13 protein-coding genes are annotated in these 13,160 nt (G+C 67.2%); 6 read left to right on the forward strand and 7 right to left on the reverse strand.

Annotated features, from left to right (window positions below; all coding sequences use genetic code 11):
- Position 1 precedes the first annotated feature (1 nt).
- From B1964_RS21890 to B1964_RS21915, 6 genes are all read left to right on the forward strand, one after another.
- Entirely contained in the window at positions 2-1,042 is a 1,041-nt protein-coding gene (locus B1964_RS21890; RefSeq protein WP_079931261.1) for a 2-oxoglutarate and iron-dependent oxygenase domain-containing protein, read from the forward strand.
- 22 nt (positions 1,043-1,064) lie between these two features.
- A complete protein-coding gene (locus B1964_RS21895) occupies positions 1,065-1,715 on the forward strand; it encodes a GntR family transcriptional regulator (RefSeq protein ID WP_006372488.1) in 651 nt (216 codons plus the stop codon).
- 31 nt (positions 1,716-1,746) lie between these two features.
- Positions 1,747-2,952 (forward strand): nucleotide pyrophosphatase/phosphodiesterase family protein, encoded by a 1,206-nt coding sequence (locus tag B1964_RS21900; protein WP_079931262.1) that lies wholly within the window; start codon positions 1,747-1,749, stop codon positions 2,950-2,952.
- Positions 2,953-3,136: 184 nt separating this feature from the next.
- Complete coding sequence (gene groL, locus B1964_RS21905) at positions 3,137-4,762, forward strand: chaperonin GroEL (RefSeq protein WP_006372490.1); 1,626 nt, start codon at positions 3,137-3,139, stop codon at positions 4,760-4,762.
- A gap of 102 nt (positions 4,763-4,864) precedes the next feature.
- On the forward strand, positions 4,865-5,542 hold the full coding sequence (locus B1964_RS21910) for a DsbA family oxidoreductase (protein ID WP_079931263.1): 678 nt from the start codon (positions 4,865-4,867) through the stop codon (positions 5,540-5,542).
- Complete coding sequence (locus B1964_RS21915; RefSeq protein ID WP_079931264.1) at positions 5,535-5,717, forward strand: hypothetical protein; 183 nt, start codon at positions 5,535-5,537, stop codon at positions 5,715-5,717. The genes B1964_RS21910 and B1964_RS21915 overlap by 8 nt, the downstream gene beginning before the upstream one ends.
- A gap of 3 nt (positions 5,718-5,720) precedes the next feature.
- Here the strand turns inward: B1964_RS21915 and B1964_RS21920 are convergent, their stop codons facing one another.
- The 7 genes from B1964_RS21920 to B1964_RS21950 form a co-directional block, all read right to left on the reverse strand.
- The gene (locus B1964_RS21920) at positions 5,721-6,761 is read right to left on the reverse strand and encodes a 2,3-butanediol dehydrogenase (protein WP_079931265.1); all 1,041 of its coding nucleotides are present in this window, start codon (positions 6,759-6,761) and stop codon (positions 5,721-5,723) included.
- 48 nt (positions 6,762-6,809) lie between these two features.
- A complete protein-coding gene (locus B1964_RS21925) occupies positions 6,810-7,283 on the reverse strand; it encodes a flavin reductase family protein (protein ID WP_079931266.1) in 474 nt (157 codons plus the stop codon).
- The gene (locus B1964_RS21930; protein ID WP_079931267.1) at positions 7,280-8,809 is read right to left on the reverse strand and encodes a fatty acyl-CoA synthetase; all 1,530 of its coding nucleotides are present in this window, start codon (positions 8,807-8,809) and stop codon (positions 7,280-7,282) included. Before B1964_RS21930 ends, B1964_RS21925 begins: the two co-directional genes overlap by 4 nt.
- Before the next feature lie 67 nt (positions 8,810-8,876).
- Positions 8,877-10,034, reverse strand: a complete 1,158-nt coding sequence (locus B1964_RS21935; protein WP_079931268.1) for an LLM class flavin-dependent oxidoreductase — start codon at positions 10,032-10,034, stop codon at positions 8,877-8,879.
- 218 nt (positions 10,035-10,252) lie between these two features.
- Complete coding sequence (locus tag B1964_RS21940) at positions 10,253-10,999, reverse strand: helix-turn-helix transcriptional regulator (protein WP_079931269.1); 747 nt, start codon at positions 10,997-10,999, stop codon at positions 10,253-10,255.
- A gap of 91 nt (positions 11,000-11,090) precedes the next feature.
- Entirely contained in the window at positions 11,091-11,936 is an 846-nt protein-coding gene (locus tag B1964_RS21945) for an NAD(P)-dependent oxidoreductase (protein WP_006372497.1), read from the reverse strand.
- 199 nt (positions 11,937-12,135) lie between these two features.
- Entirely contained in the window at positions 12,136-13,005 is an 870-nt protein-coding gene (locus B1964_RS21950; RefSeq protein WP_079931270.1) for a TetR family transcriptional regulator, read from the reverse strand.
- Positions 13,006-13,160 lie beyond the last annotated feature (155 nt).

Consider the following 13,160-nt stretch of genomic DNA (forward strand, 5'->3'; position numbering starts at 1 on the left):
CATGTTTCACGTCCCCGTCATCGACATCTCCGCGTACCGGGACCCGCACGCCGACCCGTCGGCGCGTGCCGAGATCGCCCGTGCCCTCGACGAGGCCTGCGCCGGAGTCGGTTTCATCCAGATCGTCGGCCACGGCGTCGCACCGGAGGTGATGACCGGCCTGGCCGATGCACTCGACGAGTTCTACGCCCTGCCGCTGGAGGTCAAGAAGCGCTACACTCGGGCGGGGGAGAATCGCGGTTACAGTCCGCCCAAGAGCGAGTCGCTGAGCATGAGTCTCGGTGTGGCCGCAGCGAATCAGATGAACGACTTCTACGAGGCGTTCACCGTCGGCTCCGAACGTGACTGGTATCCGGGGGTGTCCGGGCTGCCGGTGGTGAGCTATCCCGACAACACCTGGCCCGACGCGGCACCGGGGTTCCGGCCGGCCGTCGAGCGGTGGTTCGACGAGGCGCGCACCGTGTCCCGAATCCTGTTGTGCGCGTTCACCGATGCGCTCGGTCTTCCCGATGGGTACTTCGCGTCGATGGTCGACCACTCCATCGACGCGCTGAAGATGAACAACTACACCCTGCCCGAGGGGGAGATCGACCTGATCGGTGAGCTCACCGGGATGGGCGCGCACACCGACTTCGGGATCCTCACCGTGTTGTGGGCCGATCAGGTGCCCGGGCTACAGGTCCTCGACCACGACGGCGTCTGGCACGACGTCGAGCCCGCCGACGGTGCGCTCATCGTGAATCTCGGCGACGCGATGGCACGCTGGACCAACGACCGGTGGCGTCCGACGATCCATCGCGTCGATCCGCCGGTCGTCGACGGTCGTATCCTGCGCCGGCGTTCGGCGGCGTTCTTCTTCGACGGCAACCACGACGCCGTCATCGAGACCCTGCCCGGATGTGCTCGCACCGATCAGCCCGGATACCCGCCGATCACCATCGCCGACAACATCAATGCCAAGCTGGCCGGCATGAAGTCGGGGATCGCACCGCAGGGTGCCGAGCGGGAGGCGGCGCGCGTCGGCGCGGCACGCCCGGCGTGAGCGCCGATTACGCTGCAAGACGATGAGCGTCGACAACAGCGATGGGGCACTGCTGACCCAGGCCGTCCTGCGTCGGCTGCGCGACGAGATCTTCGACGGGACGATGGCCCCGGGGACGCCACTGAGCGTGCCCGGGCTCGCCACCCGGCTCGAGGTGTCGCGCAGCCCGGTGCGCGAGGCGGTGCAGCAACTCGTCGTCGAGGGTCTCGCCGAATACACCCCGCGCGTCGGGGCCAAGGTCGCGGTACTCGATGAGGACATGCTGCGCCAGGTGTTCGAGGTTCGCGAGGTGCTCGACGGCCTCGCCGCCCGGCAGGCCACCGCCCGCGTCACCTTCGCCGACCTCGAGATCCTGTGGGAGCACGTGCGCCGTCAGGAGGAGATGCTCGACAGTCCCGCCGACCATCGGCGCGACGCCGAACTCGACCTCGACTTCCACACCGCGGTCCGTACGCTCTCGGGCAACAAACCGCTGTGCGACGCCCTGCTCAAACTCGACACCCAGTCGCACCTGTACCGCTCGGACATGTGGGCACTCGAGGTCAACCGCCGGCTCGCGGTCACCGAACACCGCCGGATCGTCGCCGCGCTGGAGGCCGGTGACGCCGACGGCGCGCAGCGCGCCGCATGCGCGCACGCGGCGGGCGTACTGGTACGGCTGTTGCGGTCCTGACCGCGCGCCGGTTCGTGCACAATGGCGGGTCATGACCACCGACATCCCCGGCGAGTCGCTCGACGAACTCCCACCGACGCAGTGGGCCGGCCACCCCAACACCCTTGCCGGTGTAATGGTTTGGGCCGCAGGTGTGTTGGGTGTCGGTCCGCAACCGGTTGCGTCGATGCCGCAAGTCGCGGCCGCCGACGTCGTACTGCTGCTCGTCGACGGTCTCGGTGATCGGCTGCTGCACCGTCATGCCGATGTCGCGCCGACGCTGTCGGCGCTGCACGCCACCACCCTGCGGGCCGGGTTCCCGGCCACCACCGCCACCTCCATCACCAGCCTGACCACCGGTACCGCATGCGGCCTGCACGGCATCATCGGTTACGCCTTCCGGCCCGACGACCATTGCCGCACCACGGGTCCGCGCCGGATGCTCAACGCGTTGCGTTGGACCATGGACGCCGCCGACGGACCATCGGCCATGGCCACCTATCCACCCGATCTCGTCGCCCCACTCGCCGGTGCGCTCGCCGGACTCGCCGAGCACGGGGTGTCGATCAGCTACGTGATGCCCGGGGAGTTCCGCGGAACCGGCTTGACCCAGGTGGCCTTCCGCGCCACCGGACGCCATCTGGCCGCCAATACACCCGACCTCGTTCGTGAGGGTGTGGGCACCGCGCTGGCGCGGCGGTCGGGTCGACGGGGCTTCGTCTACGCCTACCTCTCCGACCTCGACGCCGCCGGACACCGATACGGCCCCGGCTCGGAGGAATGGGTGCGCACCCTGTGCACGGTCGACGCGCTCGTCGCCGACCTGGTCGCCGATCTGCCGGCCGACGCCGTGCTCGCGGTCACCGGTGATCACGGCATGCTCGCCGCGGGCCGGCGCGTCGACCTCGACGCGGACCCGCTCTGGACGGCCGGGGTGGAGATGATCGCCGGGGAACCGCGGGTGCGCCACCTCTATGTCGCCCACGGTGCCCGCGACGACGTCCTCGCCACGTGGACGGCCGAACTCGGCGCCGAAGCCCGCGTCGTCACGCGCGAGCAGGCCGTCGACGAAGCGTGGTTCGGCATCGCGGTCGACCCGGACATCGCGCAGCGGATCGGCGATGTCGTGGCCGTCGCCCGCGACCGCACCGTGCTGGTCCGCGGCGACGTCGAACCGCTCGAGGCGAGGATGATCGGGCACCACGGCGCGTGGACCGCCGACGAACAACTCGTGCCGCTGCTCGTGGCTCACGGTTGACGGGTCCGACCAGACCTTGCACTCGCCATGGTCGAGTGCTAAAACGGACGTTGGCACTCACGGACCGTGAGTGCCAGGTCGGGACGGTGAGATCGGTTCCGAATGACACACCGGTCGTCCGTCGCGGGCACCGAGTCCGGCCATAGATACCTGGTGTCACCCCCTATCGGAGGATCACTTACCCATGGCCAAGCAAATCGCGTTCGACGAAGAGGCCCGCCGGGGCCTCGAGCGGGGCCTCAACAGCCTCGCCGACGCTGTCAAGGTGACGTTGGGCCCCAAGGGTCGCAACGTCGTTCTGGAGAAGAAGTGGGGCGCCCCCACCATCACCAACGATGGTGTCTCCATCGCCAAGGAAATCGAGCTCGAGGACCCGTACGAGAAGATCGGCGCGGAGCTCGTCAAGGAAGTTGCCAAGAAGACCGACGACGTCGCGGGTGACGGCACCACCACCGCCACCGTGCTCGCCCAGGCGCTCGTGCGCGAGGGTCTGCGCAACGTCGCCGCCGGCGCCAACCCGCTCGGCCTCAAGCGCGGCATCGAGAAGGCCGTCGAGGCCGTCACCGAGTCGCTGCTCAAGAGCGCCAAGGAGGTCGAGACCAAGGAGCAGATCGCTCAGACGGCCGGCATCTCCGCGGGCGACGCATCGATCGGTGAGCTCATCGCCGAGGCGATGGACAAGGTCGGCAAAGAGGGCGTCATCACCGTCGAGGAGTCCAACACCTTCGGGCTGCAGCTGGAGCTCACCGAGGGCATGCGCTTCGACAAGGGCTACATCTCGGGCTACTTCGTGACCGACGCCGATCGTCAGGAAGCCGTCCTCGAGGACCCCTACATCCTGCTCGTGTCGGGCAAGGTCTCGACCGTCAAGGACCTGCTGCCGCTGCTGGAGAAGGTCATCCAGGCCGGCAAGCCGCTGCTGATCATCGCCGAGGACGTCGAGGGCGAAGCCCTTTCGACCCTGGTCGTCAACAAGATCCGTGGCACCTTCAAGTCCGTCGCCGTCAAGGCCCCGGGCTTCGGTGACCGTCGCAAGGCCATGCTGGCCGACATCGCCATCCTCACCGGTGGCGAGGTAATCAGCGAAGAGGTCGGCCTCTCGCTCGAGGGTGCAGGCGTCGAGCTGCTCGGTACCGCCCGCAAGGTCGTCGTGACCAAGGACGAGACCACCATCGTCGATGGCGCCGGTGATGCCGACGCGATCGCCGGTCGCGTGGCGCAGATCCGCACCGAGATCGAGAACAGCGACTCCGACTACGACCGTGAGAAGCTGCAGGAGCGCCTGGCCAAGCTGGCCGGCGGTGTTGCGGTCATCAAGGCGGGCGCGGCCACCGAGGTCGAGCTCAAGGAGCGCAAGCACCGCATCGAGGACGCCGTCCGCAACGCGAAGGCTGCCGTCGAAGAGGGCATCGTCGCCGGCGGTGGCGTGGCCCTGCTGCAGTCCGAGCCGGCCATCGACGCACTCTCGCTCGAGGGTGACGAGGCCACCGGCGCCAACATCGTCAAGGTTGCGCTGTCGGCTCCGGCCAAGCAGATCGCCTTCAACGCCGGGCTCGAGCCGGGCGTCGTCGCCGACAAGATCCTCAACTCGCCGAAGGGCACCGGCCTCAACGCCGGCACCGGCACCTACGAGGACCTGCTGGCCGCAGGCATCAACGACCCGGTGAAGGTCACCCGCTCGGCGCTGCAGAACGCAGCCTCGATCGCGGCGCTGTTCCTCACCACCGAGGCCGTCGTCGCCGACAAGCCGGAGAAGAACCCGGCCCCGGCCATGCCGGGTGGCGACGAGATGGGCGGCATGGGCTTCTGAGCCCGGTCTCCCTCTGACGCACGACAGTACGAAGGCCGGTCACCCCACGGGGGTGGCCGGCCTTCGGCGTTGTCTGCCGCGCGTGGCCGGAATGCCGGCCCGATGACGACGGTTGAACCGCTCGTGAGTTCAACGATCCCCGTCGACGTGTGGTCCGACATCGCCTGCCCGTGGTGCTACATCGGGAAGCGGAAGTTCGAGGCCGGTCTCGCCGAATCCGGTCTCGCCGATCGCGTCACCGTCACCTATCACAGCTTCGAGCTGGCCCCCGACACCCCGGTCGACTTCGACGGCACCGAGGTCGACTTCCTCGTCGGCCACAAGGGCATGCCGCGCGATCAGGTCGGGCAGATGCTGGCGCAGGTCGCCGCGATCGCCGCCGAGGCGGGACTGACCTACGACTTCGACGCGCTACAGCAGACCAACACGCTCAAGGCGCACGAACTGCTGCATTTCGCGAAAGCCCGAGGGCGCCAGCTCGACATGGCCGAACGACTGTTCCGCGCGTACTTCACCGAGGGCCGGCATGTGGGACGGGCCGCCGATCTCGCCGATCTCGCGGCCGACATCGGACTCGACCGCGACGCCGCGCTTCGCGCCCTGACCGACGGCACCTACACCGACGCCGTGGCCGCCGACATCGCGCAGGCCCGTGCGTACGGCATCAGTGGCGTCCCGTTCTTCGTGATCGACGGACGTTACGGTCTCTCGGGCGCGCAGTCGCCGGAGACCTTCGCCGACGCATTGCGCACGGTGGCGCGGGAGCGCGCCGATGCCTGAGGAGTCACGCGTCGAGGAAGAAGGCGTGACGCACAACGAATCCGCCGCCCCTGCACACGGGTTCGCCATGCTCGGTGGGCACGGGGCCGTGTGCAGGGACGGCGTCTGTGAGATCCCGACGGCAGCAGGCGACGAGTCGGGCGCCCGACGCGCAGTCCTGGGAACCGACGGCTGAGCCCTACGGCTCGATGAGGACCTTCATCTTCTTCCCGGCGTGCAGTGCGTCGAAGCCCTCGGCGACGACGTCGTCGATCGGCACCGTGGTGACCCAACCTGTGGTGTCGTAATGCCCGGCCGCCATCAGTTCGATGACCGCGTCGAAGTCGGCGGACGTGTAGCCCAGTGAGCCCTGCATGCGGGACTCGCCGAACAGCAGGCTGAGCAACGGGGTCTCGATCGGCTTCTCGTAGACGGCGACACAGATGAAGGGCGAACGTGCTGCCAGACATGCCAATCCGGTCGCCACGGTCGCGGTGACGCCTGCGGCGTCGAACACCGCGTCGGCGCCACGGCCATCGGTGTCCTTCGCGATCACCGCGACGACGTCGTCGGTGGTCGGATCGAGCACGCGCGCACCGAGAGCGGCGATGGCCTCGCGACGCGGGGCCGACGGTTCCACGACGGTGACGTCGGTGAGCCCCAGCCCGCGAAGTGCGTACCACAGCCCGATGCCGATGGGCCCGGCCCCGAAGACGAGGGCGTGATCGCCCGGGCCGACCTCACCGAGGCAGGCGGCGTGGTAGGCCACCGACATCGGCTCGACCAGTGCGCCGAGTTCCAGCGGCAGATCGTCGGGCAGCTTGTGCAGCATGTGAGTGGGTACGACGGTGTACTCGGCCATCCCGCCGTCGGCCATCAACCCGTGGAAGCCTATCTGGGCGCAGGTGTTGTAATGCCCGCTCGTGCATCGGTCGCACGTGCCGCAGGAGTAGATGGGCTCCACAGCAACCCGGTCACCGATTGCAAATCCCTGGACATCCGAACCGATTTCGGTGATGGTCCCAGAGAACTCGTGGCCCAGGATCAGCGGTGCCTGCTGCCCGGTCAGCGGGTGCGGTTCGGTGGGGATGTTGAGGGGGCCGGCATAGTATTCGTGGAGATCCGACCCGCAGATCCCGTTGAATCCCACCTTGATCTTGACCTGGCCGGTCGAGGGTGTCGGTTCGTCGGCATCGACGATCTCGACGTGTTGTTGTCCGTAGAACATTGCTGCGCGCATGATGTTTTCCTGCGATTCGGTTTCTCGGGAGATGGGGGAGTGTGGGGGTCACGCACAGTTGAGCTGTGCGAACTCGCCGCGATGAAAGATCAACGGCGCCACCGAACTGTCGGCGGCGAGTTCGGACACCCGGCCGTGGACGACGACGTGATCGCCGCCGTCGCCGATCGATGCGACCTCGGCCTCGATCCAGGCGCAGGCGCCCTCGACGCGCGGTGCGCCGTTGTGGCCGGGCGCCCATGTGACACCGGCGAACTTGTCGCCGCCGGAACGGGCGAAGCCGAGTGCGAGGTCGGCCTGATCGTGGCCGAGGACGTTCACACAGAATCGTCCGGCAGCCTCGATCCGCGGCCACGTCGTCGATGTCCGGGCAGGCAGGATCAGCACCATCGGCGGGTCGAGAGACAGGGACGAGAACGACTGGCAACAGAATCCGCTGGGACCCTCCTGCGTCATCGCGGTCACGACGGTCACCCCGGTGGGGAAGTGCCCCAACACATGTCGGAAATCCTCGAGGCTCATCGGGCCACCTCGCCGACCGGTGCGTCGAGGACGTTGCGACGGATCTCGCGTTTGAGGAGTTTGCCGGAGGCGTTGCGCGGAAGGCTCTCGACGAAGTGGATCTGCTTGGGCACCTTGTATCCTGCCAATTGTTCGCGGGTGTGCGCGATCAGTTCGGCCTCCTCGACCTCGCCGGAACGCACCACGAAGGCCGCGATCGCCTCGATCCACTTCTCGTCGGGGACACCGATGACCGCCACCTCGGCGACCGCCGGATGGGTGTAGAGGGCATCCTCCACCTCACGCGAGGCCACCAGGATTCCTCCGGTGTTGACGACGTCCTTGATGCGGTCGACGACGGTGACGTAGCCTTCCTCGTCGATCGTGACCAGGTCACCGGAATGAAACCAGCCGTCGCGGAAGGCTTCTGCCGTTGCGGTGGGATTGTTCCAGTAACCGTCGCACAATTGCGGCGAGCGGTAGACGACCTCACCGCTGTCTCCCGGTGCCACGTCGTTGCCGTCGGTGTCGACCACCCGTAACTCCACGTTGAGCACCGGAAGGCCGCACGAGGCGGGCCGGGCGGCATGGCCCTCGGGCCGCAGAACGGTTGCCAGCGGACCGATTTCACTCTGACCGAAGGCGTTGTAGAAGCCGAGATCCGGCAGTCGTTCCTGTAGGCGCGCCAGCACGGGAAGCGGCATGATCGACGCACCGTAGATCGCCTTGCGCAACGACGAGAGATCACGCGTCGCCAGATCCGGGTGCTGCGACAACGGAACCCAGACCGTCGGCGCGAGGAAGATCGACCCGATCCGCTCGGACTCGATCAGACGCAGAACCGTGGGAACATCCGGGGCCTTGATGAGGCGATTGGTCGCGCCGATCGCGATGTAGGGCATCATCAGGACGTGCATGCCGGCCGAGTGGTAGAGCGGCATGGCATGCAGTGGGTTGTCGTCCCGGGCGTAGTCGAGTGCCTCGATGGAGGAGAAGTACTCGTGGATCAGCGCCCGATGCGACATCATCGCTCCCTTGGGGCGCGAGGTGGTCCCCGAGGTGTAGAGCAGCTGCACCAGATCGGTGTCGGCGATCTCGATGTCGACCACCGGAACCGCGCCGGTCGTCGAGGATTCCAGCAGGCCGTCGGGGCCACCGTGCAGCGGGCTGTGTGCCACCGACGACGCCGCGCTCACATATGTCGCCAGATCCGGATCGACGAGTACCAGTGCGGCGCCCGAATCGTCGATCAGATACCGCAATTCCTCACCGGTCAGCGCATAGTTGACCGGGACGTGGACGAGGCCGGCGCGTGAGCACGCCAGGAACGCCACCAGATACGCATCCGAATTACGGCCGTAGGTGGCCACCCGATCGCCGTGGACGAGCCCCCGCGACAGCAGGGCATGCGCCGCGCGGGTGACCATGTCGTCGAGTTCGGAGTAGGTCCACGAACGCTCGTCGAAGACGATCGCCGTGACGTTCGGGTAGCGCCGTGCGGTCCGCCGCAGAATCGCGTCGACGGTACTGGATCGCAAGTCAGTCATAATGGGAGACAACTCTTTCCATAGAATTTCCAGACCTGGGTTGCCGTGGGATCGCTCGGTCGGCCGGTCAGCGGGCCTGCGTCTCCTCCTGGTACTTCTGCGTCATGTGCTCGACCGCCTTGAGCTGGGCCTGTGCGTGGGATTCACGCACGGTGCGGGCGTGCTCGGCGGCGTCGATGGTCGGCTGGTACTGGCCCTGGAAGTGCGGGACCACATCGCGCATGAAGATCTCGTACGAGCGTTTGGTGGCGGCGACGTCGGCCCAGTCATGGCCCATCAGCAGCATCGAGCCGAATCCGCCGGACTGATCGACCAGACGCTGGACCTGGGCGCGCGCCTGTTCGGCGGTGCCGATGACGCCGATCCCGGCATTGTTGATGAAGTCGATCATCTCGCGAAGGTTGCTGCCCGACACCGCCATCTGCGGGAAGGCAGCGATGTGCTGGAAGTACTCGAACCAGTGCTCGATGCCGTATTCGACGTCGCGGTAGGCCTGCTCCTGCGTTTCGGCGATGTGGAACGGACCGACCAGCCGCCAGCCGGAGCGATCGACCTGTGCACCGGAGTGGGCCGCGCGCTCGTTGACGACGTTCCAGTGATGGGCCAGGGCGTCGAAGCCGTCGGGGGTCAACGTCGCGCCGATGCTCAGTAGTCCGAGCCCGTAGGTGCCGGCCAGGCGGGCGCCGGTCGGCGAGGCGACCGCGGCGACGGCGACCTCGATGTCGGAGTACGGGCGCAGCTGCAACCGGGCGTCGATCAGCTCGTGTGTGATCGTCTTCTCCGTCACCGTCTCCCCGGCGAGGAGCCGGAGGATGATGCTGAGGTTGGGCTCGAGGATCTCCCGCGTCTGAATGGGATTCAGGCCGATCATCGCCGAGTCGGTGGGCAGGGATCCGGGACCGACGCCGAGCATCACGCGACCACGGGTGAGGTGGTCGAGCAGCACCATGCGATCGGCGACCCACAGCGGGTTGTGGTAGGCGATCGAGGTGACACCGGTACCGAGCTTGATGTGCTTGGTGCGCTCGGCCGCGGCGGCGATGAAGATCTCCGGCGACGCGACGATCTCCGATCCCGCGGAATGGTGTTCGCCGATCCACGCCTCGTCATAGCCGAGCCGATCGAGATGTTCGATCAGTTCGAGATCTTGTGCGAGGGCGAGCGTCGGGTTCTTGCCCGGCTTGTGGACCGGTGCGATGAAGGTTCCGAACTTGAGTCGAGACACGAGACTTCCTCCGAGTGTGGCCGGCGTCGAACGGTGGCCGGGCTGTAACCAGGCTCACACCGGCCGGCGCGCCGCGATATTCCACGAAGGTGGAGTTGTTCTGGGCCTGTTCGGGGAGTCGTGCGCACGTGTGGCGTGTGCTGCGGCGTGATCTACGCCCGTCACGGGGACATTCCTGACCGAAAATCGCCGGCTCACACGCGACTTTCGGGCCGGGCTCAGCCCAGGCAGAGGGCGAGCTCGGTCCGGGACCGGCAACCGGTGACGGCCAGGATCTGGCTCATGTGTTTCTTCACGGTGTCCTCGGCAACCACCAGGACGGCCGCGATCTCGGCGTTGGTGAGGCCCTGCGCGACCAACTGCGCGACCTCCTGCTGACGACGGGTCAGTTTCGTCAGGGCCGGTGCCCGATGCTCGGGCAGGTGGCGGGCGATGGCGGCGAGTTGCTTGCCCAGGAGTCGCAGCACTGCCATGTCGGCCTTGGGCGGGTTGGCCTCGTGCGAGAACAGGCCGATCAGACTGTGCCCACCGGGATGGCGCAGATAGATGGTCCGCACGCCGTCGAGGTCGGAATCATGCAGGCGTGCCAGATAATCCCGCGTGGGTGTGGGTAGATCCTTGAGCTCATGGGCCGACAGGGCCGCGGTGCGGGCGAGGATCGCGTGAGCCTCGGGGAGCCGGAACACGTCGTCGTAGCGCAGACCGGCGTGATAGATCCGGAACAGCGGCAACATCCGGCCCTGAAGTACGGGCTGCGGATCGTCGAAGAGCGCATCGTAGGTCGGTCCGGTGAAGCAGGTGGTGTTGCGCAGATCGAACCGGGTACCGAGGGCTTCGTGCAGTTCGCCGGTGAATTCGGTCAGTGATTCGGCGTCCTGGACGCGTTCGAGGACGCCGAAGATCCGGTCGTAGTCCTCGACCTCGAGATGGGTGTGATCACGTCCTGTGGAGCGTGCTCCGGGCATGCCCTACCTCCTCGACACCGCCGACGCTGGCGACGATCCTAGCCCGGGCTGCGTCCTGCTGAGACCGGATTCGCCGATCTCACCGCAACCCTTATCGGCGGGTCGTCCAGAAATCGAGCTCCAGCTCGTCGTCACTGTCGACGGTGCGGTACTTGGCGAAGTCGGTGACGCCGTTGGCGGAGAGCACCTCGTCGTCGATGTAGCACTGGCCGGTGGCCGCGGACGGGTCCTTCGACAGGATCGCGTACGCGGCGTCGGACATGATCTCGGTGCTGCGGCTGCGGGCGATCAGTTTCTCGCTCAGGATGTTCCGCACGGCCGCGGTGCTGATGGTGGTGCGCGGCCACAGGCAGTTCGACGCGACGCCGTCGGCGGCCAGTTCTCGTGACAGGCCCAGGGCGACGATCGTCATCGAGAATTTCGACACGGTGTAGGCGGTGCCGATCTCGTCGAACCAGTGCGGCTCCAGGGAGATCGGCGGTGACAGGGTAAGCACATGCGCGTGGTCGGACTTGCGGAGGTGGGGGATTGCGCTGCGGGACAAGGAGAATGCGCCGCGCGCATTGATGTCCTGCATGAGATCGTAATGCTTCATGTCGATCTCGGCGGTCGCCGTGAGGTTCAGTGCGCTCGCGTTGTTGATGACGATGTCGATTCCGCCGAAGCGTTCGGCGGTCGCGGCGACGGCGTCGGCGACCTGCTGATCGTCACGGATGTCGCCGACGATCGGCAGTGCTTGTCCGCCGGCCTCTTCGATGGCCTGCGCCGCGGTGTAGATGGTGCCGGGAAGCTTCGGATGCGGCTCGGCGGTCTTGGCCAGCAGGGTGATGTTGGCGCCCGCGCGGGCCAGCCGGACCGCGATGGCCTCACCGATTCCACGGCTGCCGCCGGAGATGATGGCGGTGCGTCCTTGCAACGTCTTCTCGGATGCGGTCACGGGTGGGTCCTCTCGGTGGGGGTGCTCGACGCCCATGACAACTGAGCGATCGATCGGTCACGATAAGGGTGCCTGTTGGTCATGTGCCTGTCAATACTGTGATCAGACACCAGAACCGGCGACCGTCACGGCTTTGCCGGGAGCACATTTCACCGCGAGCTGTTCGGCTTATCCGAACAATGTGGGTCGAGCCTGCTGACTACGGGCGTGCACCGACGAGATTGAGGGCGTACCGGGTGTAGAGCGCGGCGATCCGCTCGGGGGTGTCGGGACCGTCGGGGTCGTACCAGTCGGCGACGCCGATACACAGTCCGACGACCGCGCGGGAGGCGTCACGGGGGCGCGGGGCGCCGAACCGGCCCTGCGCGGCGGCGCGATCGACCTCCGTGTCGAACATGCGCTGCAGCGCTACTCGCCGATCGGCGATCCGGCGCCGGTTGGGTTCGACGAGGCTGCGCATTTCGGTGGCGCCGAGAAACGACAACCGTCGACGGTAACTGTGATACAGGACAAGGCTTTCCACCATGAGGGTGAAGGCGCGCACCGGGTCGCCGCCCGCGTCGTCCCGCGCTCCTGCCGCGCGATCGAGCAGTTCGGTCATCGTCTGGTCGAACAGATCGACGAGCATGGCCTGCTTGCTCTCGTGATGGTGGTACAACGATGCCACCGACAGCCCGGCGGCGTCGGCGATGTCGCGGATGGAGCACCCGTGATATCCCTTGGCCACAATGCAACTCAGCGCCGCATCGAGAACGGGGTCGGCGACCTCGGCACCGCCGAAATCGCGCCACGCCCGTGAGGTGCCCGCGTCATCATCGGTGTTCGCGGGCTCGTCGAAGGCGGGCGGGGGGCCGTCCTCGAGCAGTGTCGAGGGGTGGATGCCCAGTGCCGCGGCAATGGTCTCGAGTCGTTCGACACTGATGCCCGTCCGCTCGTTCTCGGTGGCGCTCAGCGTCGCAGGGCTGATCCCGATCCGGCGGGAGAATTCGCGCAGCGACACCCCGCTCGTCATGCGGGCGCTGCGGATTCGGGCGCCGGGGTGACGTCCGGAGGGGGAGTGCTCGACCACGGCGTTCAGGATATCCGAACAGGAGATGAATTCCCGGACGCGCTCGATGCTTCGGCGGGTGCCGGTTTGGGATACTCGTGCGATGACCTCGTCGCCGGGTGCTCCCAGTCCCGTCCAGACCCTGCCCAACCTGCGTGATCTCGGCGGGGGGGGGG

Origin of the sequence: Gordonia sp. i37, from assembly GCF_002043085.1 — a bacterium.
Lineage (GTDB): Bacteria > Actinomycetota > Actinomycetes > Mycobacteriales > Mycobacteriaceae > Gordonia > Gordonia polyisoprenivorans.